Annotated in this window: 19 protein-coding genes; 12 read left to right on the top strand and 7 right to left on the bottom strand. The window is 68.9% G+C overall.

Features of this window, described 5'->3' with window-relative positions; genetic code table 11:
• Positions 1–132 precede the first annotated feature (132 nt).
• Both ACWZJV_RS08875 and ACWZJV_RS08870 read left to right on the top strand, forming a co-directional pair.
• On the top strand, positions 133–1,257 hold the full coding sequence (locus tag ACWZJV_RS08875; RefSeq protein ID WP_457181182.1) for a sensor histidine kinase: 1,125 nt from the start codon (positions 133–135) through the stop codon (positions 1,255–1,257).
• Complete coding sequence (locus ACWZJV_RS08870) at positions 1,254–1,931, top strand: response regulator (RefSeq protein WP_457181181.1); 678 nt, start codon at positions 1,254–1,256, stop codon at positions 1,929–1,931. The genes ACWZJV_RS08875 and ACWZJV_RS08870 overlap by 4 nt, the downstream gene beginning before the upstream one ends.
• 16 nt (positions 1,932–1,947) lie before the next feature.
• Here the strand turns inward: ACWZJV_RS08870 and ACWZJV_RS08865 are convergent, their stop codons facing one another.
• From ACWZJV_RS08865 to ACWZJV_RS08855, 3 genes are all read right to left on the bottom strand, one after another.
• Complete coding sequence (locus tag ACWZJV_RS08865) at positions 1,948–2,724, bottom strand: ABC transporter permease subunit (protein ID WP_457181180.1); 777 nt, start codon at positions 2,722–2,724, stop codon at positions 1,948–1,950.
• Positions 2,724–3,446: an ABC transporter ATP-binding protein gene (locus ACWZJV_RS08860; protein WP_457181179.1), complete on the bottom strand. Its 723-nt coding sequence runs from the start codon at positions 3,444–3,446 to the stop codon at positions 2,724–2,726. Before ACWZJV_RS08860 ends, ACWZJV_RS08865 begins: the two co-directional genes overlap by 1 nt.
• A gap of 99 nt (positions 3,447–3,545) precedes the next feature.
• Positions 3,546–4,907: an LCP family protein gene (locus ACWZJV_RS08855; RefSeq protein WP_457181178.1), complete on the bottom strand. Its 1,362-nt coding sequence runs from the start codon at positions 4,905–4,907 to the stop codon at positions 3,546–3,548.
• A gap of 113 nt (positions 4,908–5,020) precedes the next feature.
• Between ACWZJV_RS08855 and ACWZJV_RS08850 the strand changes: the two genes are divergently transcribed.
• The 8 genes from ACWZJV_RS08850 (at position 5,021) to ACWZJV_RS08815 (ending at position 15,652) form a co-directional block, all read left to right on the top strand.
• Positions 5,021–6,535: an LCP family glycopolymer transferase gene (locus ACWZJV_RS08850; protein WP_457181177.1), complete on the top strand. Its 1,515-nt coding sequence runs from the start codon at positions 5,021–5,023 to the stop codon at positions 6,533–6,535.
• 92 nt (positions 6,536–6,627) lie between these two features.
• Positions 6,628–7,563, top strand: a complete 936-nt coding sequence (locus ACWZJV_RS08845; protein WP_457181176.1) for a glycosyltransferase family 2 protein — start codon at positions 6,628–6,630, stop codon at positions 7,561–7,563.
• On the top strand, positions 7,560–8,465 hold the full coding sequence (locus tag ACWZJV_RS08840; RefSeq protein WP_008361223.1) for a glycosyltransferase: 906 nt from the start codon (positions 7,560–7,562) through the stop codon (positions 8,463–8,465). Before ACWZJV_RS08845 ends, ACWZJV_RS08840 begins: the two co-directional genes overlap by 4 nt.
• Positions 8,466–8,502: 37 nt before the next feature.
• On the top strand, positions 8,503–9,696 hold the full coding sequence (glf, locus tag ACWZJV_RS08835) for a UDP-galactopyranose mutase (RefSeq protein WP_008361225.1): 1,194 nt from the start codon (positions 8,503–8,505) through the stop codon (positions 9,694–9,696).
• Positions 9,693–11,708, top strand: coding sequence for a glycosyltransferase (locus ACWZJV_RS08830; RefSeq protein WP_457181175.1), 2,016 nt, complete (start codon positions 9,693–9,695; stop codon positions 11,706–11,708). Before glf ends, ACWZJV_RS08830 begins: the two co-directional genes overlap by 4 nt.
• On the top strand, positions 11,692–12,591 hold the full coding sequence (locus ACWZJV_RS08825; protein WP_008361229.1) for an ABC transporter permease: 900 nt from the start codon (positions 11,692–11,694) through the stop codon (positions 12,589–12,591). Before ACWZJV_RS08830 ends, ACWZJV_RS08825 begins: the two co-directional genes overlap by 17 nt.
• Positions 12,588–13,385, top strand: a complete 798-nt coding sequence (locus ACWZJV_RS08820; RefSeq protein ID WP_196872895.1) for an ABC transporter ATP-binding protein — start codon at positions 12,588–12,590, stop codon at positions 13,383–13,385. Before ACWZJV_RS08825 ends, ACWZJV_RS08820 begins: the two co-directional genes overlap by 4 nt.
• 182 nt (positions 13,386–13,567) lie before the next feature.
• Entirely contained in the window at positions 13,568–15,652 is a 2,085-nt protein-coding gene (locus ACWZJV_RS08815) for an N-acetylmuramoyl-L-alanine amidase (RefSeq protein ID WP_457181174.1), read from the top strand.
• A 512-nt stretch (positions 15,653–16,164) separates the two neighbouring features.
• On the opposite strand, the gene ACWZJV_RS08810 is transcribed toward ACWZJV_RS08815, so the two are convergent.
• On the bottom strand, positions 16,165–16,872 hold the full coding sequence (locus ACWZJV_RS08810) for a TIGR03089 family protein (RefSeq protein WP_196872897.1): 708 nt from the start codon (positions 16,870–16,872) through the stop codon (positions 16,165–16,167).
• A 106-nt stretch (positions 16,873–16,978) separates the two neighbouring features.
• Between ACWZJV_RS08810 and ACWZJV_RS08805 the strand changes: the two genes are divergently transcribed.
• The gene (locus ACWZJV_RS08805) at positions 16,979–18,055 is read left to right on the top strand and encodes a mannose-1-phosphate guanylyltransferase (protein WP_457181173.1); all 1,077 of its coding nucleotides are present in this window, start codon (positions 16,979–16,981) and stop codon (positions 18,053–18,055) included.
• A 73-nt stretch (positions 18,056–18,128) separates the two neighbouring features.
• On the opposite strand, the gene ACWZJV_RS08800 is transcribed toward ACWZJV_RS08805, so the two are convergent.
• The 3 genes from ACWZJV_RS08800 to cofD are packed head-to-tail and all read right to left on the bottom strand — an operon-like array spanning position 18,129 to position 20,940.
• On the bottom strand, positions 18,129–18,911 hold the full coding sequence (locus tag ACWZJV_RS08800; protein ID WP_008361235.1) for a DUF3105 domain-containing protein: 783 nt from the start codon (positions 18,909–18,911) through the stop codon (positions 18,129–18,131).
• 41 nt (positions 18,912–18,952) lie between these two features.
• Positions 18,953–19,930 (bottom strand): coenzyme F420-0:L-glutamate ligase, encoded by a 978-nt coding sequence (cofE, locus tag ACWZJV_RS08795; protein ID WP_457181172.1) that lies wholly within the window; start codon positions 19,928–19,930, stop codon positions 18,953–18,955.
• On the bottom strand, positions 19,927–20,940 hold the full coding sequence (gene cofD / locus ACWZJV_RS08790) for a 2-phospho-L-lactate transferase (protein WP_457181171.1): 1,014 nt from the start codon (positions 20,938–20,940) through the stop codon (positions 19,927–19,929). Before cofD ends, cofE begins: the two co-directional genes overlap by 4 nt.
• 351 nt (positions 20,941–21,291) lie before the next feature.
• On the opposite strand from cofD, the gene ACWZJV_RS08785 reads away from it, so the two are divergent.
• Positions 21,292–21,546: a WhiB family transcriptional regulator gene (locus tag ACWZJV_RS08785; RefSeq protein ID WP_008361238.1), complete on the top strand. Its 255-nt coding sequence runs from the start codon at positions 21,292–21,294 to the stop codon at positions 21,544–21,546.
• The last annotated feature ends 65 nt before the right edge of the window (positions 21,547–21,611 follow it).

Genomic DNA, 21,611 nt, shown 5'->3' with positions numbered 1-21,611 from the left:
GTCTGCACCGGTGGTCGAGCTTGTCGAGACCCCCTGCCCGGGGATTGGTTCTGTTCGACCGCGGACGGGTCGGGTTCACCTACTGTCGAAAGTCGGTACAGCCCGAGCAGGGCGGCAACTACCGTGGGGAGCGTGAGTCTGCTGCGCCGGCCCCGGGTCTGGGAGTCGATCCTTTCGGGACTGCTGGTCGTCGCGGTCGCCGCCGAGCACCTCTACATGAGCGGCGCCGGCCATCCGCAGTGGTCGGGCTGGTCGGCCGTGGCAGGCGTCGTCGGTGTCGCGCTCGCGATGTGGCTGCGACGCAGGCACCCAGCGGTCGCGGTGGCGCTGGTGTGCGTCCTGGTCGGCGGCACGGTGGTGGCCAACGACGGCTGGATCCTGATCAGCTACGTCGCGTTCGCCGCCCTGGTGAGCTTCCTCGTCGGCAGATGGGCCGACCGAGCCTGGCCGTCGGTGGCCGTGGTGGGCGTCGCCGTGGTGACGCTGACCGTGCTCGACGCCGCCGTCAACGGCGGTGGTGTGCAGGTGGCGATGGCCGGCAACATGATCATCTTCATGGCGCTGCCGTGGCTCAGCGGCCGCTACCTGCGCCAGGTCGCCCGCCACCACTCGACCGAGATCGAGCAGGCTCAGCTCACCGAGCGGGCCCGGATCGCCCAGGAGATGCACGACTCCCTGGGCCACGAGCTCAGCCTGATCGCGCTGCGCGCCGGGGCGCTCGAGGTGGCGCCGGGACTCTCCCCGGCCCACCAGAAGGCGGCCGGCGACATCCGGGAGGCCGCCGCCGGGGCCACCGAGCGGCTCGGTGAGATCGTCGGCGTCCTCCGTCCTGCCGCCGAGGAGGCTCCGCTGACCCCCGCCGCGACCGGGATCGCCGGCCTGGTCGAGCGCGCTCGTGAGTCGGGGATGGACGTACGCCTGGTGGGCTCGCTCACCGAGGGCGCCGCCCCGGTGCGGGACGCCGCTGCGCACCGGATCGTGCAGGAGGCGCTCACCAACGCCGCCCGGCACGCTCCGGGGTCGTCGGTGACGGTCTCGGTGGAGGAGCGTGAACCCGATGGCGTACGTCTCTCGGTGAGCAACGGCCGCGCGACCCTACCGCCGCGAGCCGGCACGACGACCGGGCTGGGCCTGGCCGGGCTTGAGGAGGCGGCCCGCGCCGCCGGCGGCACGCTGCGTCACGGCCCCACGACGGGCGGAGGATTCGAGGTGGTCGCCGACCTGCCGGCTCGCCACCGGTCTGAGGTCGTCCTGTGATCCGGGTGCTGCTCGCCGACGACGAGGCGATGGTGAGAGCCGGCGTACGCGCGATCCTGGAGACCGACGAAGCGATCGAGGTGGTCGCCGAGGCGGCCGACGGGCGCGAGGCGGTCGAGGCCGCCCAGCGCCACCGGCCCGACGTGGTGCTGCTCGACGTCAGGATGCCGCGGATGGACGGGCTGGCAGCCGCGGCCGAGATCGCCCGGACCGCCCCGGAGACCGCGCGGGTCATGCTGACCACCTTCTCCGAGGACGCCTACATCGCCCGGGCGCTGGGCGACGGTGCGAGCGGGTTCCTGCTCAAGTCGGGAGACCCGCGCGAGCTGCTCGCGGGCGTGCACGCGGTCGCCGACGGCGCCGCCTTCCTCTCCCCGCGGGTGGCCCAGCGGGTCATCGCCGAGCTCGGCGCGGGGGCCGGCGACCGGATGTCGCGGGCAGCCGACGCGCGGGCCAAGGTCGCCGCCCTCACCGACCGCGAGCGCGACGTGATGGCGCTGGTCGGCGCCGGGCTCTCCAACGCCGAGATCGGCCGCCGGCTTCATCTCGTGGAGGGCACCGTGAAGGCCTATCTGAGCAGCGCCTTCGGTCGTCTCGGCGTACGCAACCGGGTGCAGGCAGCGGTCCTCGCCCACGAGGCAGGGCTCGTGAGCGAGGACCAAGCGCGCCGGTGATCGAGCTTGTCGAGATTCAGGCGTCGCGCCGGCGGAACACCAGGTGACCGGCCAGCAGCGTGACCACCGACCACGCGGCGAGGAGACCCAGGCCGCCGTCGCCGTCGTAGGGGAGCCCGTCGTCGAGGCCGAAGAGGGTCGCGATCCCGATCCCGAGATACTCCGTGCCGGCGGTGCCCGGCAGGTAGTACGACACCTCGGTCATCAGGTCCATCCCGCTCATCATCAGCACCATCGGCAGGAGGAAGAGCACCAGGAAGGCCACGACGAGCGCGCCCGCCGTGCTGCGCAGTGCCACCGCCAGCCCGATGGCGAGGGCGACGACCACGCCCAGGTAGACGCTGACCTTCCCCGCCACCGTGGCCACCGCGGAGGCGTCGAAGACGCCGTAGTCACCCGCCGTCAGGTAGCCGAAGGTCGCGCCCAGGAGCGCGAGGAACGCGCCGGCGACCAGGGCGACCACCTCGACCACGACGAGCTTCGCGACCAGCACCCGGCCGCGCCGGGGCTCGCACTGCAGCGTCGTACGCATGCTGCCGGAGGCGTATTCCGAGGTCACCGTCAACAGGGCCAGCGCGATCAGCGCGAACTGGGTGAACAGCAGCCCCGCGGTGGCGACGTCCTCGACGTGGAGAAGCTGATCCGCGTAGGACATGTCCCGGTTGGGCTCGGCCGCGTCGAGGCCCAGCGGGACCGCGTAGAGCGCCATCAGCGCGGCGGCCCCGATCAGACACCACCAGGTCGAGCGGACCGACCAGAGCTTGGTCCATTCGGACGAGATCGCAGCAAGCATCAGGCCACCTCCCCGGCGTACTCGACGCTTCCCGCGGTCAGCCGGAAGTAGGCCTCTTCCAGCGAGGAGTGCCCGGCGAGGAACGAGGCCATCGAGGCGTCCGCAAGCAGGCGCCCGCGGCCGAGCACGACCAGGTGGTCGGCGGTCTGCTGCATCTCGCTCATCAGGTGGCTGGAGACGAGGACCGTACGCCCCTCCGCGGCGAGCGACCTCAGCAGCTTCCGGATCCACAGCACGCCGTCGGGATCGAGCCCGTTGACCGGCTCGTCGAAGAGCATCACCCGCGGGTCGCCGAGCAGCACGCCGGCGATCCCGAGCCGCTGGCTCATCCCGAGCGAGAGGCTGCCCGCCCGCCGCCGGGCGACGCCTGCCAGGCCGACCCGCTCGAGCACCTCGTCGACCCGGGCCACCGGGATCGAGTTGCTCCGCGCCATCGCCACCATATGCGTACGCACCCGGCGGCCGGGGTGCACCGCCTTGGCGTCCAGCAGCGCACCGACCTCGCGCAGCGGGCGCCGCAGCGAGGCGTAGGGGTGGCCGTCGATCGTGGCCGTCCCCGACGTCGGCCGGTCCAGGCCGAGGATCATCCGCATCGTGGTGGACTTCCCGGCGCCGTTGGGGCCGAGGAAGCCGGTGACCCGGCCGGGCTGTATCCGCAGGGTGAGATCGTCGACCGCGGTGGTCGCGCCGTATCTCTTGGTCAGGTGGTCCAGAGTGATCATGCCTCGAACCTAGGGACGTACGCGGCCGGGGACAGTGGACGAAAAGCAGCCGTCCCTACCGACGAAAGTCAGTAGGGACGGCTGCGGATGGTCCGAGGCTCAGCCGGTGACGCTCTTCGGGAGGCCTGTGGGAGTGCAGATGTCCGCGGGGATGTCGTCCACGGTGTCCTCCTTGATGTGGCCGAACATCGTCAGCGCGTCCTCCTTGCGCCAGTTGACCGCGAAGTCCTTGATCGGGACGCCGCAGGTCATCGCCGAGCCGCCGGCGAGCGCCTTGAACGCCCACAGGAACTTCGCGCCGCCGATGACGCTCATGCCTTCGCCGACCTTGAGGCCTTCGGCACCCTTGCCCATCTCGGCGAGCTTGAAAGGGTTGAGCAGCGTGCCCGGGTTGGTCGCCTTCTTGCCGATCGCCGAGATGACCTCGGTCTGGTTGACGCCGCGCGCCAGGTCGCCGGTGCTCTCGACGTGACGTGAGCGGGCGTAGGCGAGCGCGGTGGCGCCGTTGGCCTCCTGGCAACCCTTCTCGATGTCCAGGCCGGCCAGCGGATCCTTCATGTCGCTCTTGGGACAGATCTCGATGCCGCCGACGCCGTCGACCAGGCGGGCGAGGCCGCCCATGCCGATCTCGACATAGCCGTCGATGCGTACGCCGGTGTTCTGCTCGATCGTCTGGACCAGCAGCTCAGGGCCGCCGTAGGCGAAGGCCGCGTTGATCTTGGTCGTGCCGTGCCCGGGGATCGGCACGAGCGAGTCGCGGGGGAGCGTCACCACGATTGTCTTGCCGGCTCCGGTGTGCAGCAGCTTGATGGTGTCGGTGCGGCTGCCAGCGGCATCGCCGGTGTGCAGCTTCTTCTTCTCCTCGGCGGTCAGGCCCTCCCGCGAGTCGCTGGCGACGACGAGGTAGGTCGTGCCGGGCTGGTCCGCCGGCCGCTCGCCCGCGGTGGGCTCGTAAGGGACCTTGTCGACCTTGTTCCAGGCGCTGATGCCGATCCAGGCGACGGCGCCGACCAGGATCAGCACCGGGATCATCACGATGGCCACGAACTTGCGGAACGGGTGGCGCTTCTTGGGCCTCGGCTGACGGCCCCCGCGACCGCCGCCGTAGCCATCGCCGTAGCCATCGCCCGGCCCGCCATAGCCCCCGTTGCCGCCGTACTCGCTCGGCTGGCTCCAGCCCTGGTTGTAGCCCTGGTTGTAGCCGCCCTGGCCATAGCCCTGGTTGCCGTAGCCGCCCTGCCCAGGGGTGGGCGCGATCTCGCCCGGCTGGGGCAGCGGCCGGTCGTAGCCGCCACGAGGCGGCGCCGGGGGCGGCGAGCCGGCCTGAGGCCGACGGACGGTGGGCATGACGTTGGTCGGCTCCGGACCCGAGTTCTGAGCAGGCTGGCCACCGCCGTACGCCCAGCCGTACTGCTGCGACCGGGGATCGTTCGGGTTGCCAGGGTTGCGGGGGTTTGGCATGGGCTCAAACGTACCGTGCCCGACGACTAGAGTTGGTCGGCGCGTCGCGTCACTCTGTTACCTGTGTGACTAGTGATACTGGCGGTGCAAACTCATCACCCGAGGGACCCGAGATGGCTGACCAGAACTACCGGCCGCAGCGTACGGCCGCCGAGCGCGCCTCCCGCGTGCGGTTCCGCCGCGCGATGGCGCTGCTGCTGATCACGCTGCTCCTGCCGGGGTCGGCCCAGCTCGTCGCCGGCAACCGCCGGGTCGGCCGGATCGCGATCTGGACCGTCATCGGTCTCGCGATCACCGCCGGGCTGGTCTTCGGGATCTCCCTGCTCTGGCACGGCCTGATCTTCCAGCTCGGCACCAGGCCCTGGCTGCTCGGCCTCTTCCGGATCGGGCTCATCGCCGGTGCGATCGCCTGGGCCGCCCTCTTCATCGACGCCTGGCGGCTGGGCCGCCCGCTCGAGCTCGACCTCAAGCAGCGCCGGATCGTGGTCGCGATCAGCAGCGCGCTGGCCTTCTCCGTGGCCGCGACCCTGTTCTTCGGCGCCCACCTGGTCGGCGTCCACAAGGGCATGGTCGAGGCGATCTTCGCCGGCGCGGAGGCCGCCGAGGCCCACAACGGCCGTTTCAACGTGCTGCTCGCCGGAGCCGACTCCGACGGCGGGAAGACCCGCTGGGGCCTGCGGCCCGACTCGCTGACGGTCGCCTCGATCGACGCGGTCACCGGACGTACCGTCCTCATCGGCCTGCCCCGGAACATGCAGAACTTCACCTTCGACGACGGCTCCCCGATGGACAAGGAGTTCCCGCGCGGCTTCGACTGCGACGGCTGCTACCTCAACGGCGTGAGCACCTGGGCAGGGGAGCACAAGGAGCTCTACAAGGGTGAGAAGGACCCCGGCATGGCCGCCACCGTCGACGCCGTCGAGGGCATCACCGACCTGCAGATCAGCTACTACGCGATCGTCGACCTCAACGGCTTCCAGGAGATCGTCGACGCCATCGGGGGCGTCACCCTGAAGGTGCGCCAGCCGATCCCGGTCGGCATCCCCTCCGACAGCTTCTACACCCACATCCAGCCCGGCACGAGGAAGCTCGACGGCTGGGAGACCCTCTGGTACGCCCGGGCCCGCCACGATTCCGACGACTACTCCCGGATGGCCCGCCAGAAGTGCGTCCTGAACGCGATCCTGCAGCAGACCAGCCCGGCCGACGTCGTACGCCACTACCAGGACGTCGCGAAGGCGACCGGCTCCACGATCACCACCTCGGTCCCGCCGAGCGAGATCGAGCGGTTCTCGGCGCTGGCGCTCAAGGCGAAGTCGCAGAAGATCTCGACGCTCTCTCTGGTGCCGCCGCTGGTCAACACCGCCGACCCGGACATGTCCGACATCCACGCCGAGGTGCGCAAGGCGGTGAAGAAGGCGACCCCGAAGATGGAGGAGGCCCTCAAACAGCAGAGCGCCTCGCCCAGCACCGGCGACGACGGCGAGACCAAGGCGCCCGCCCCCAAGAACAAGACGAAGGCCTCCGGCGACTCCGACAAGGGCGGCCCCGTGACCGGCGGTTCGCTGGGTTCGCGCAACAAGGGCTACCAGGCCAACGAGACCGACGACCTCGCCTCGGCGTGCTGAGCGTGCCACGCGTGTTGAACAACGCGTTAACGGGGCGTCACGGCGACTCGCTGATTCCCGGGATACCCCGCGGTCGCGGCTAGTCTGGATCCGTGCCAGGGAGCAATCGCGTCGCCGCCGTCGTGGTGACCTTCAACCGTCTCGAGCTGCTGCAGCGACTGCTGGAGCGGCTCGACGTGGTCGACGGGATCGACGAGGTGATCGTCATCGACAACGCCTCCACCGACGGTACGTCGCAGTGGCTCGCCGAGCTCGACGGTGCCGAGGAGCCCGGTCAGCGCCAGGTCCCGGTGGTCGCGCGCACGCTGCAGCGCAACAGCGGCGGCGCCGGCGGCTTCCACGACGGCCTGGAGCTGGCGATCGAGCGCGGCGCCGACCTGGTCTGGCTGATGGACGACGACGGCCTGCCCGACCCCGACTGCCTGGCCCTCCTCCTCAAGCAGACCGACCTGGACTTCTGGGGGCCGCTCGTCGTCGACGAGGGCGACCCCGGACGCCTGGTCTTCCCGATCCGGCTCCCCGGCCGCTCCAAGGTCGTGCACCAGCTCGCCGACGTCGAGGCCGCGGCCACCGACGGCCTGATCAAGGGCATCGTGATCCCGTTCAACGGGGTCCTGGTCACCCGCGACCTGGTGGAGCGGATCGGCTACCCCCGGGCGGAGTACTTCATCTGGGGAGACGACCACGAATACCGCCTCCGGGCCGAGCAGGCGGGGGCCCGGATCGCGACCGTCGTCGGCGCTCAGGTGCGCCACCCGGCCGTCGGTGATCTCGGCACTCCGATGGCGTGGGGGAGGGCGACGTACAACCACACGCCCAGCGATCTGAAGCACTACTGCATGGCGCGCAACAACCTGCTCAACCTGCGCGACTACCGAGGGTGGCCCTTCGCTTTGGCTTTCGTGGCCAAGACTCTATGGTTCTACCTGCTCACCAAGCCGCAGCCGAAGCGGATCCGGCTCTCTGCGCAGGCTTGGTGGGCGGCTATCCGGGGGGACTTCAGTGGACACGAGAGGTTCCTTCGTTGAGCACCACCCGTGAGACGGTCGCGATCGTCGTCGTCACCTACAACCGCGCCGACATGCTGCGTGGGCTGCTCGACGGGCTCACCAAGCTCGACCAGCCCGCCGACGCCGTGATCGTCGTCAACAACGCTTCCACGGACCACACCGCGCAGGTCCTCGCCGAGGCGGTCACGCCCAACCTCCAGGTCATCGACAGCCCGGAGAACCTCGGTGGCGCCGGTGGGTTCCACCTCGGCACCAAGGCCGCGGTCGAGCAGGGCTGGGACCGGCTCTACCTGATCGACGACGACGTCGTCCCGGCCCACGACTGCCTCGAGGTGCTGCTCGCCCAGGACGAGGACTGCCTCTTCTCGGTGCGCGAGGACCGCAACGGCAACCTGATCGAGCTGGCCGCGCTGAAGTTCGACCTGCGCAACCCGCTCGCGATCAAGCCCAAGACCGCCGCGGTGATGGACACCTACCCGACCCGCGACGCCATGCCCGAGCGTGTCCCGGTGGAGAACGTCGCCTTCGAGGGCTTCATGATCCGCCGCACCGTCCTGGAGGAGATCGGCCTCCCGGACCCGACCTACTTCATCTTCTACGACGACGTGGACCTCGCGATCCGCGCCCGCCGCGCCGGCCGCACCATTTGGGCCGTACGCGACGCGGTGCTCGTGCGTCAGCTCGACTTCAGCCAGCAGCACGACCTGGCCGGCTGGAAGGGCTTCTACATGTACCGCAACCTCTTCGTCGTCCACCTCCGCTACGGCGAGAACGTCCTCGTACGTCTCAAGCCCTGGCTCATCACCGCGGCTGTGGTCCTCCTCAGCCCGCTGCGAGGCGGCAAGCACGAAGCCGTCAACGTGATCAAGGCCCTGCGCGCCGCGCGGGGTATGCGAACCGTCCCGACCACCTCCTCCTGACCGACCCCTTACCCACAGAGACCTAGACTGAGCGATCGTGTCCTCCCCTGAAACCACTCCTGACCTCGTCGTCGTCGGCTCCGGCCTCTTCGGCCTGACCATCGCCGAGCGCGCCGCCTCCGAGCTGGACAAGAAGGTGCTCATCATCGAGCGCCGCCCCCACATCGGTGGCAACGCCTACTCCGAGTTCGACGAGGAGACCGGCATCGAGGTGCACAAGTACGGCACCCACCTCTTCCACACCTCCAACGAGAAGGTGTGGGACTACGTGCGGAAGTTCACCGACTTCACCGACTACAAGCACAAGGTCTTCGGCAAGTACAAGGGACAGGTCTACTCCCTGCCGATGAACCTCGCGCTGATCAACCAGTTCTTCGGGAAGTCGCACACGCCCGACGAGGCGCGCGCGCTGATCGCCGAGCAGGCCAGCGAGTTCAAGACCGAGGAGGCCCAGAACCTCGAGGAGAAGGCGATCTCGCTGATCGGCCGCCCGCTCTACGAGGCGTTCATCAAGGGCTACACCGCCAAGCAGTGGGAGAAGGACCCCAAGGAGCTGTCGCCGGACATCATCACGCGCCTCCCGGTCCGCTACACCTTCGACAACCGCTACTTCAACGACAAGTACGAGGGTCTGCCGGTCGACGGCTACACCGCGTGGCTCGAGCGGATGGCCGACCACCCGAACATCACGGTCCTGCTCGACACCGACTTCTTCACGGTCGTCGACGACTACAAGGGCAAGGTCCCGATCGTCTACACCGGCCCGGTCGACGAGTACTTCGACTTCTCCGCCGGCAAGCTGTCGTGGCGCACCGTGGACCTCGAGTCCGAGATCCTCGACGTCGACGACTACCAGGGCACCGGCGTGGTCAACGCCAACGACCCCGAGGTCCCGTTCACCCGTGAGCTGGAGTTCAAGCACCTCCACCCCGAGCGTGCCGACCGCTACAAGCCGGGCAAGACCATCGTCGTGAAGGAGTACAGCCGCTTCGCCCAGGAGGGCGACGAGCCGTACTACCCGATCAACACCGCCGACAACCGCGAGAAGATCCTGGTCTACCGCGACCTGGCCAAGAAGGAGCCGATGGTGCTCTTCGGTGGCCGCCTCGGCACCTACAAGTACCTGGACATGCACATGGCGATCGCGTCCGCGCTCACCATGTTCGAGAACAAGCTCCGTCCCCACTTCGAGGACGGCACCCCGCTCACCTCCGGAGGCGTTGACGAATGAGCGTGACCCGACTGCTCCAGCGGCAGATCCTGCCGCTGGACCGTGACTCCGACGTACTCCCGCTCTACGTCGACAACCAGGCCGCCATCCTCGACGCCGACAAGTACGAGGTCGGCTCCGACAAGACGGCCCAGGCGCTCAACAACGCCCAGATCCGCCAGTCGATCAACGACGGGACCCAGATCCACCCCGACCAGATCGAGTCGCGTACGGCGCTGCGGATCCTGAAGAGCGAGCGGCTTTCGCTCGGCACCTACTTCAACGCGTTCCCGGCCAGCTACTGGCGCCGGCACACCGTGGTCGACGACGTGAAGCTGACCGTCGCGCTCCAGGGCCGCGGCGCGAGCGTCATCGTCTACAAGTCGATGGCCAACGGCCGCTCCCAGCGCGTCGACGCCGCCGACACCGGCACCAACCCCGAGGGCACCTTCACCTTCGACCTGCCGCTGAAGCCGTTCGTCGACGGCGGCTGGTACTGGTACGACGTCGTCGCCTCCGACGAGGACGCCGTCATCACCTCGGCCGAGTGGACCGCGGAGGTCCCCGACGACCGTGCCGAGCACGGCACCGTCGACATCTGCGTCACCACGATGAACAAGCCCGACTTCTGCGCCAAGCTGCTCGCGCAGATGGGTGAGGACGAGGCGCTGCGCCCCTACCTCGACACCGTCTTCGTGATGGAGCAGGGCACCAAGAAGGTCGTCGACGACGTCGAGTTCCCGGCGGCCGAGAAGGCTCTGGGCGACCTGCTGCACATCATCGAGCAGGGCAACCTGGGCGGCTCCGGCGGCTACGCGCGCGGGCAGCTCGAGTCGGTGCGCAAGGGCACCGCGACGTACGCCCTGATGATGGACGACGACGTCGTCTGCGAGCCCGAGGGCATCATCCGCGCGATCACCTTCGGTGACCTCGCCAAGCGGCCGACCATCGTCGGCGGCCACATGTTCTCGCTCTACGCCAAGTCCCGCCTGCACTCCTACGGCGAGATCGTCCAGCCGTGGCGGTTCTGGTGGCAGTCGGCTCCCGGCGTCTACGGCGACTGGGACTTCGGCGCCCGCAACCTGCGCTCGACCCGCTGGCTGCACAAGCGCGTCGACGTGGACTTCAACGGCTGGTTCATGTGCCTGATCCCGCGCAAGGTGATCGAGGAGATCGGGCTCTCGCTGCCGGTCTTCATCAAGTGGGACGACTCCGAGTACGGCCTGCGCGCCAAGGCGGCCGGCTTCCCGACCGTCTCGTTCCCGGGTGCGGCCGTGTGGCACGTCCCGTGGACCGACAAGAACGACGCGCTCGACTGGCAGTCCTACTTCCACCAGCGCAACCGCTTCGTCGCCGCGCTGCTGCACTCGATCTACGACGACGGCGGCCGGATGGTCACCGAGTCGTTCTCCCACCAGGTCAAGCACCTGGTCTCGATGCAGTACTCGACGGTCCTGCTGCGCCACCAGGCGCTGCTCGACGTGCTCGCCGGCCCCGAGAAGCTCCACGAGACCCTCGCGACCCAGCTTCCGGCCGTACGCGAGATGGTCAAGGACTTCCCGGACGCGCAGCTCAAGGCCGACCGTGACGAGTTCCCGCCGGTGCGCCGCCACAAGCCGCCGCGCAAGGGCAAGGACGACACCGACGTGCCGACCAACCGCGAGGTCAAGCTGGCCGCGCTCAAGGCACCGATCCGGCAGCTGATGAAGCCGCGCAAGCTCTCCACGGAGTTCCCCGAGGCCGAGCTCGCCGCGATGGACAACCAGTGGTACCGGATCACCAAGTACGACAGCGCCATCGTGTCGATGAACGACCAGCAGGGTGCTGCCTTCTACCGCCGCGACAAGAAGCTCTTCAACCAGATGCTGCGCGACACCATCAAGGTGCACCGCCAGCTCAAGCGTCGCTGGCCCAAGCTGGCCGAGGAGTACCGCTCCAAGCTGAGCGAGTTCACCTCGCCGGAGGCGTGGGAGAAGACCTTCGAGCCGTGGATGGTCGCTGAGGAGAAGGGGACCGATGGCAACCGGAGTTGATGAACGTCCCGTACGCATCGTCGACGCGCCGCTGGCACCGCCGGCGGAGAACCTCGGGCTGCTCTCGGTCTTCAAGCGCCGCTACCTGCTCAAGCTGCTCGTGCAGCGGGAGATCAGCGGTCGCTACTCCAACTCGATCCTGGGCGTCTTCTGGTCCTACATCAACCCGCTGACGCAGTTCTGCGTCTACTGGCTGTTCATGGGCAAGATCATGGGCGCGGACAAGGGGATGGACAACTACCCGGTCCACCTGTTCGCCGGGCTCGTCATCGTCCACTTCTTCACCGAGACCTTCGGTGCGGGGACCCGGTCCCTGCTCGGCAACAAGGGTCTGCTGAAGAAGATGGCGATGCCGAAGGAGATGTTCCCGGTCGCCTCGATGCTGGTCTCGCTCTACCACCTCGTGCCGGCGTCGATCATCCTGGTGATCGTCTGCCTGCTCGGTGGGTGGACGCCGACCTGGACGATGATTCCGGCGTTCCTGCTGGCGCTCGGGATCGTGATGGCGCTGGGCACGGCGCTGGCGCTGGTCTTCAGCCTGGCCAACGTCTTCTTCCGTGACTTCGGCAGCGCGGTCAACATCCTGACCAACTACATCCGCTTCGGCGTACCGATGATGTATCCGTTCTCGATGATCGAGGCCTTCCTCGGGGACAGGTCCTGGATCTACCTGCTCAACCCGATCGCGGATGCGGTGCTGCTCTTCCAGCAGGCCTTCTGGGTCGGGGCGACCCCGAATCCCGAGGCGACCGCTGTCAAGCACCTGCCCGAGAACCTATGGCTGTTCGGGCTCGGGGCGTTCGGCGCCTCGCTGGTCCTGCTGGTGATCGCCCAGGTGATCTTCAGCAAGTACGAGAACAAGATTCCGGAGCGTCTGACATGAGCGCCGACTCGATCGTGGTGGACGGGGTGACGAAGAACTTCACGCTCCGCTACCACCGCAGCATCAAGGACATCACCGTCGCGAAGATGAAGGGACGGGCCGTCTCCAACACCTTCAAGGCGCTGGACGACGTCACCTTCACGATCAAGCAGGGCGAGTCGGTCGGTCTCATGGGGCTCAACGGCTCCGGCAAGTCGACGCTGCTCAAGCTGATCAGCGGCGTGATGCGCCCCGACGAGGGTGTCGTGAAGACGCGTGGCCAGATCGCCGGCCTGATCGCGACCGGTGCGGGCTTCCACCCGCAGCTGTCCGGTCGGGAGAACATCTTCCTCAACGCGGCGATCTACGGGCTCTCCGCCGAGGAGACCGCCGAGATCTACGACGATGTGGTGAGGTTCGCCGAGCTCGGCGACCACCTCAACTCGCCGGTCGGCAACTACTCCTCGGGGCAGTACTCCCGGCTGGGGTTCTCCGTCGCCGTCCACATCGACTCCGACATCTTCCTCGCCGACGAGGTTCTCGCCGTCGGTGACAAGCCCTTCAAGAAGAAGTGCATGGAGAAGATGGAGGAGATCCGCGACAGCGGCCGCACCGTGGTCTACGTCAGCCACGCCGCCGGCTCGGTCAAGCGGATGTGCGACCGGGTCATCTGCCTGGAGAAGGGCCGCCTGGTCTTCGACGGCGACGTCGACGAGGGCATCGAGTACCTCCACTACGGTGAGGACGACGCCAAAGGGTCGGCCAAGCTGAAGCAGCTCGAGGCCGCCGACAGCGCTCTCGGCGCGGAGGTCTGAGCCCAGCTCGGTCCGTGAGCCCGCGGGGAATTACAGATATGTAGTTCCCCGCGGGCTCTTCCGTCCCCTGTTGCTGATGTGAAAGATGTTCCCTGGTGTTACGGAACCAGGGGGATCCACGCATGTTTTCGCAGGCCGGACAAGACGAGTCGAACGACACTCAGCGTGCTCGGTCCCGCTACGTGGCCTCGACCCAGCAGCTGCTCGTGCTCGGGGTCGTCCTGGCCGCGCTGGTCCCGGCGAGCACCGTCGTCGACCTGAAGGTGGTCCGTCCCGGCGAGGTGCCGGTCTCGGACAGCCAGGTCGCCGTGCCGTCCGCGGCCGAGGTGCCCGCGGAGCCGGTCGACGCCCACCTCGAGGAGATCTCGCTGACCGCGCCCCTGGCCCAGGGCCGCGCGTCCGGGCGCGGTGTGACGGGCCGGCTCACCGGGGAGGCCCGGAGAGCCGCTTCCGCGGGCGATGCGGTGACCGTCACCAGCCTCCCGCAGCCCGTCAACGGCTTCGGCACGGTCGGGCTCACCTGGGCGCCCGGCGCGGTCGTCCCGGAGGAGGCGGTCGCGGCGGACGTACGCACGCTGGTGGACGGGACGTGGAGCGACTGGCAGGCGTTGGACGTCCACGTCGACGACCACGCTCCTGACCCGACGTCAGCCGAGGCCTCCGGGGCGCGACCGGGCACGATGGAGGCGATCGTCGGCGAGGTCGAGCAGGTGCAGGCGCGGCTGCGGCTGACCGGCGCCGAGGTGCCCGCCGACCTCCGGCTGGCGGTGATCACCCCCGGCGAGGCGAACTCGACGCGCAGCGAGTCGCCCGAGATCGAGACCGGGGCCGACGACGCGCCGGAGCAGGCGGAGGAAGCCGAGGGCGCGGAGAGCGTCGAGAGCGCCGAGGAGGGCGAGGCGACGCTGTCGGCGGCCGCGTACACGCCCAAGCCCAGCATCTACAGCCGTCGCCAGTGGGGCGCCGACGAGAGCGTGCGCGAGGCCGGCCCGCCGGACTACCACGAGGTGCGCGGCGGGTTCGTGCATCACACCGTCAACACCAACTCCTACACCCGGGACCAGGTGCCGGGGATCATCCGGAGCATCTACACCTTCCACGTGCAGAGCCGCGGCTGGCGCGACATCGGCTACAACTTCCTGGTCGACAAGTTCGGCCGGATCTGGGAGGGCCGCTACGGCGGTGTCGACCGCCCCGTCGTGGGCGCCCACACGTCGGGCTACAACAGCTACAGCTTCGGCGCCTCCGCGATCGGCAACTTCGACGACGTCGCGCCCCCGAGCGCGCTGGTGAACGCCTTCGGCACGCTCTTCGCGTGGAAGCTCTCGCTGCACGGCGTACGCGGCAACAAGGGCTCCACCAGGATCGGCGACCGCACCTTCGCGCACGCGATCATGGGCCATCGCGACGCCGGCTCCACCGCGTGCCCCGGCCGCTACCTCTACGCCCAGCTGAGCACGATCCGCTCGCAGGCGGGCTCGAAGCAGGCCGGGTGGGCGGCGCGGGAGCTGCAGTCGCAGATCAGCGGCCGCGGCTACCCCGACCTGGTCGCCCGGCGGGCCTCCGACAAGCGGATCGTCGTGATCCGCACCGACGGCAACGCCCGGTTCGGTACGCCGCGGGCGACCAACCTGGCCGGCGGCAGCTCGGCCACACTCATGAATGCCGGTGACTGGGACCGCGACGGCGACGGCGACATCCTGATCCGCCACACCGACGGCACCATCCGGCTCTACCGGGGCAACGGCACCGAGACCTTCGCCACCGGCGTCATCATCGGGCGCAACTTCGAGTCGCTCGCGGTCATCGACGTGGTCAGCGACATCACCGGCGACGGCTGGCCCGACCTCCTGGGCAAGCACCCCACCGGTGAGATCCGGGTCTGGCCCGGGCACGGCACCGGTGCGTTGCGTCCCTCCTACCGGATGCGCAGCGCGGTCAACGGTTCGACCCAGGTCATCGGAGCCGGCCGCTTCTACGCCGACGACGGCTCGCCCGAGGCGATCTTCAAGGTCTCGGACAAGCTGCTGGTCTTCCGCACCAACGGTCCCGGTGGCCTGACCACCTACTCCGACCCGGGCATCGACACGAGCGCCTTCGACTTCATCCTCGCGACCAAGGACCTGCGCGGCGCCTCGACCGGTGGGGACCTGCTGCTGCGCCGCAGGTCCGACGGGATGTGGTTCGCCTATGAGCACGACCAGAGCGGTGGCTGGGACCGGAAGTCGCGGATGGGCGTCATGCGGGGCTACGACCAGTTCGGATAGCCGTCCGAACCCGCGCGTCACGAATTTTCGTTATCGCGGTAATTCCGAGGATTCATGGACAGGGTCCGTGAAGTATGCCTAACGTGTTTTTCGGCGAGTTTGCGACAGGGGGACGCAACGCGCTTCTCTGCCGGTCACCGGCTCGCATTTCTAGGGTTTCTCGGGAACTTGGAAAGGAGTCTGTTCATGTCTGATCCCGGCATCATCCAGGAGATCATCCAGGCGGTCATCGACTTCCTGAACAGCCTGTGACCCGCCCATGACGCCTCGCGGCGCGGCGGGCGGCGCCTTCGATCGACTACGGACTCCCAGGACAGCCCACCCCTTCCTCGGGTCCGTAGGGCGCCGCACCACCGTGTTTTGTCGGGCGCCCTGTCGGCGCCGGCCCGGATTACGAATCCAAGGCTGGCGCCGATTCATCGTCTATCGGTAGAACCTGAATTCAGCGGACGATATCTCGGTGAGGAACGGGTTTTATCCGGCGGCGATATCCGTGCGGAATGGAGACATCGTCACGAGCGGTCCGGGAATTGCGTTGCGCGCTCGCTCGAGGCGAGAGCCGCCAGGCGCTCCTCGGTCGCGTTGGTGACCAGCACCAGCGAGCCGCCTCCGACCAGCAGGGCGGCCAGGAGCTCGGTGCCGGCCGGTGAGGCCGACGGGACGGTGGAGAGCAGCCGTCCGGTGTTCCCCTCGGCCCCGAACAGCTCGGCGTGGCTCGTCTCGACGCCGGCCCACGAGGTGGCCGCGTCGTCCGCGGTCGGCGGGTCCCACGGAGTGAAGGCGTCCGGCTGCCCCCAGACCTCGATGCCGACGTCGTGCACGCCCGGGGGGAGCGGGTCGGCGAAACGTACGCCGAACGGCAGCAGGGAGCACGCCAGCGTCGGCCGCTTCCCGGCGCCGTCCGCCCAGGCCGACAGGGTCTCGGGACCGCAGACGACGGCATCGGGACTGTCCGAGTCGGTCACCACGAGGCCGGTGTTCCAGGCGGCGCCGAGGAACACCGCGGCCAGCCAGTGGGTGGGCAGGTCGATGCGGATGCTGTCGCCGCGCTCGAGGCCGTGCTCGTCGAGGAGCAGGCCGGAGGCCTTGGCCACCCAGTTGGCGTACGTCGCCGTCGACAGCTCCTGGCGCTCGCCGCTGGCCTCGTCGTAGAAGGTCACCAACGGACCGCCGGGGTTGGTCCGCAGGGCTCGGGCGAGGGTCTCGGGAAAGCTGGTCACGTCGAAACTCTAAGGTGTGCGGCATGAGCGAGCGCCAGCGAGCGACCAGTGGGTCCATCATGCCGCCACTTCCGTATTCTTCGACGTGCCCTACGGAGGTGGCGGCATGACGTTCTGGGCAGTGATCCCCGCCGGCGGCGCAGGCACCCGGCTGTGGCCGCTCTCGCGCTCCTCGGAGCCGAAGTTCCTGCGCGACCTGACCGGCCACGGACGTACGCTCCTGCAGGAGACCTACGACCGTCTCGAGCCGGTCTGCGACGGCATCATGGTGGTGACCGGCGCGGTCCACGAGCGGGCGGTGTGCGAGCAGCTGCCGGAGGTGCCGCACGACGCGATCCTGGCCGAGCCGAGCGGGCGCGACTCGATGGCCGCGATCGGCCTGGCCGCGGCCTTCCTGGAGCGACGCGACCCGGACGCGGTGATGGGCTCCTTCGCCGCCGATCACGTGATCCGCAACGTCGACAACTTCCACGAGACCGTACGCAGCGCCGCGGCGGTCGCCGCGGACGGCTGGCTGGTGACGATCGGCATCTCGCCGACCTTCGCCTCGACCGCGTTCGGCTACATCGCCGAGGGCAAGCCGCTGGACGGCCACCACGGTGCCTACCTGGTCGACGAGTTCGTCGAGAAGCCGTCGGCCGAGGTCGCGGCCGGCTATCTCGCGACCGGCCGCTACCGGTGGAACGCCGGGATGTTCGTGGTCCGCCCCACGGTCCTCCTCGAGCTGCTCGCGGAGTCGGACCCGGGCTTCACCGAACGGCTGCGGGCGATCGCCGCCGAACCGTCCCGGCTCGAGGAGCTGTGGGAGACGCTGCCGAAGATCGCCGTCGACCACGCCGTCGCCGAGCCGGCCGCCGCGGCCGGCAAGGTGGCCACCGTGCCCGCCGACCTCGGCTGGGACGACATCGGCGACTTCGACTCGCTCGCGACGCTGCTCCAGGCCGCCACCACCGCCTCGCCCGAGGGCCCCACGATCCTCGGCGACGACACCCTCGTCCACGCCCTCGACTCCACCGGTCTGGTCGTTCCCCACTCCGGCCGCATGATCGCCCTCATCGGCCTCGAGGACATCGTCGTCGTCGACACCGACGACGCCGTCCTGGTCACCACCCGCGCCCACGCCCAGCAGGTCAAGAAGATCGTCGCGGCCCTCAAGGACTCCGACCGCACCGACCTCACCTGAGTCTGCCCCGGGAACGAGAGACGGCCGCCTCCCCGAAGGGAGACGGCCGTTTCGTACGTCCTGAGGGACCAGGTCACATGGCCTGGGCCTCGGGGCTGGAGGTGTAGGGGTACTTCCGCATGAAGTCCTTGATCGCCTCGCCCGAGACGCTCTCGCAGTACTGGAAGACACCCTTCTGGGTGGACGCCTCGGTCGGGTTGGCCGGGTCGGCGGACCAGTGGGTGAGGGCGATGTGGGTGCCCGAGGGGAACTCGGTCTTCTTGTCGCCGGCGACCGCGGTCTCCTTGGCGTCGGCAGCGGTCCAGGGGGCCGCGATGAACTTGTAGCGGAAGTTGGAGGTGCCGGCGAACTTGTCACCGATCGCCCGGAGCGTGTTCAGCTCGTCCTCGGAGACGGTGTCGTCGTACCACACGATCGTGTAGCCGTGCTCGAGGTTGTGCACCAGCGCCTCGAGCTCGGGACGGTCGGCCGCGGTGTAGAACTTGCGCGACATGTCGGCCGGGGCGACGTTGGCCTCGTTCCAGTGCGGGCCGAACGCCGGGGGAGCGGTCGTGTAGGTCTGCTGGGTGCCGGTGGCGATGTGGTTCTGGTTGCCGTCGGCGGCCATCTCGGTGACCTTCTGGCACCCGGCGGCCTTCGCGCTCTTCCCGATGTCCTGCAGTGCGACGTCGTCGTACTTGCTGGTCTTGAAGAAGTCCGTGATCGGGCCCCACGCGGCGGCACCCACGATCACCAGGGCGATGACGACGCAGACACCGACGATCGCCGCACCACGGACGCGCTCTGCGCGGCCCTGCTTCTTGCGGATGTCGTTGATGACCGCACGGCGGTCTTTGTTGAGCGACTTGTTGGCCACTGTTCGGCGTACCTCGGGTCTTTTGTCGGGACGCGCAGATTCTAGGTGGTCAGTGGTAGCAGAAGGGAAGTTGCCCCGTGATTAATGTCCGCGCGCTCGCATCGCCAGCCGTGCGCGAAGGCCAGCGCGGCGATCACCGCGGGGTCGGCTCCGTCCACGCGGAGCCCGTCCCCGTGCGCCACAGGGGCGGTCCCGATGACCTCGGCGACGGCCGCGGAGAGCTCCTCGACGCTCGCCGGAGCGCCGAACGGAGCCTGGTCCTCGGCGGCACCCTTCAGCGCGCGTACGACGGCCTCCCGGGCCCCGAAGCCGAAGAAGTCCGAGCCCTCCGGGCGGATGAGCGCGGCGGCTCCCGGCCCGTCGTCACCGGGCTCGCGGACCAAGTCGGCCCGGCCGCGCAGCACCGCGAACGGCCGCGCGCCCAGCTTGCCCTGGGAGATCTCGGCCGCCGAGGCGATCTCGTCGACGACGGCGGGGGCGGTGACGACGAGGTCGTTGCCGTAGGCGTCGACCTGGCCGGCGAAGCTCTCCAGCACCTCGAGCCCGGCGGCGCCGATCGCGATGTCGGTCTGGCCGTCGCGCCAGGCCCGCCCGGCGGTGTCGGTGATGATCACGCCGACGTTCGCGCCGGTGCGGTCGCGGAGCGTGGCCCGCAGGGCGCGCGCGGAGGCGTCGGGGTCCAGCGGCAGCAGCACGATGTGGCCGGCCTCGACGTTGGAGGCGTCGATCCCGGCAGCGGCCATCGTCAGCCCGAGCCGGCTGCGCACGATCTGGGTCGGCCCGCGCCGGGCCACCACCCGGGTCGTCTCGCCGGGGAGCGCGTCGTCGCGGATCCCCTCCCGCACCTGTCCCTCGGCCTTGGAGACCACCTTCGAGGTGACCACCACGATGTCGCCGTCGGCCAGGTCGGAGTCGAGAGCGTCGAGGAGCAGCGCGGCGAGGTCGTCGCCCTTCCGCACCTCGGGTACGCCGTCGGGGGCGGTGACGGTGATGCCCCGCCCGGACATGGGGCCCGTCACCGGGCCACCAGCTCGACCGCGGCGGCGGCGATGTCGGCGGTCGCGTCCTCGGACGACATCCACAGCGGCACGGCGGCCGCCTTCAGCCCGGAGTCGGTGAGCGAGGGGACGGCGGCGTCGTCGGCGGTGTCGACCAGCCAGCCGTCGAGGACTCCGCCGGAGCCCCGCGTCCCATAATGCAGACCGACTCCGGCGGCAGTTGCGTCGACTCCGATCGCGGCCAGCATCTGCTCCGCCACGCCGCGTACGTGGTGACCGCTGATGATCGGCGAGATCCCGACGACGGGGGCCGAGGTGGCCACCAGGCCCTCCCGGATCCCGGGCACTCCGAGGATCGTCCCGATCGAGACGACCGGGTTGGACGGGGGCAGGATCACCAGGTCGGACTGCAGCAGCGCGTCCATCACGCCGGGGCCCGGTTTCGACTCGTCCTGCCCCACGAAGATCAGCTTCTCGACGGGCACGCCGGCCCGGAGGCGTACCCAGTATTCCTGGAAGTGAACGACCGAGAGACCGCTGGGTGAATTCTCGTCCTTGACCGCCACATGGGTCTCGACGCGGTCGTCGGTCATCGGCAGCAGCTGCACCCGGTCGCCCCATACAGGCTTCAGCCAGCGATCGCACAACGCGGCGGTGACCTGCGACAACGGGAACCCTGCCTCGAGCATCTGGGTGCGCACGAGGTGGGTGGCGATGTCGCGGTCGCCCAGCCCGAACCAGGTGCCGGGGACCCCGTAGGCCTCGAGCTCCTCCTTGATCGACCAAGTCTCGGCCTTGCGGCCCCAGCCGCGCTCATGGTCGAATCCGTTGCCAAGGGTGTACATCACCGTGTCGAGGTCGGGGCAGACCTTGACACCGTGCATCCACAGATCGTCGGCGGTATTGGCGATCACGGTGACCCGGGCATCTTCCCTAATGCCTGGGAAACGGCCGGCAGAGATGCCGTGGAGGAGCCCGGAGATGAACTTCGAGCCACCATGGCCGCCGGAGAGAACGGTGATGTCACGCATGGTCCTAGCCTCTCAGACGAGGGCCAGCGCCCCTGCTCCAGCCGGTGCAGAAAGCCTGTGTTAGTGCGGCCCTAGCAGATTTGAGGGTTGACTTGTGGCACCGACAGGCATGTAATTTCATCAGTGTGATTCGAAACTGAACCGTGGACCGTCAGCGCTGGAGACAGCGCCAGGAATCTCGGGAAAATTTCGGACTGGAACTGCATCAAAACATCGACCTCGGTCGTAACAGAGGCAGTTCCCGCAAAAAACGGGGGGATCGGTTACCTGCCGATGGCATGAGGTGACTGGCCCGAATTGGGGTCACGGTCCCGAAAACAAGCTGAATAGGGTCGAAAGGTCGGAAAGACGATGAGAGAGCTGTTTCTCCTCGAGCCGGACACCGACGAAGGGGGCTGGCAGGAGCGCGCCCTGTGCGCGCAGACGGATCCGGAGGCGTTCTTCCCAGAGAAGGGTGGATCGACTCGGGAGGCCAAGAAGGTCTGCCAGACCTGCGAGGTGCGCCAGGACTGCCTTGAGTCTGCTCTGGGCAACGACGAGCGCTTCGGAATCTGGGGTGGACTCTCCGAGCGGGAGCGCCGCAAGCTGAAGAAGCGCGCAGTCTGAGGCAATAACCAAGCACGAGCCAGCAAGGCCCGGACCGTCACGGTCCGGGCCTGCTGATCTTTTCG

The sequence above is a fragment of the Nocardioides sp. WG-D5 genome (assembly GCF_054031175.1).
The sequence above is the reverse complement of the archived record's forward strand: the minus strand, read 5'-3'. Positions and strand labels throughout refer to the sequence as shown.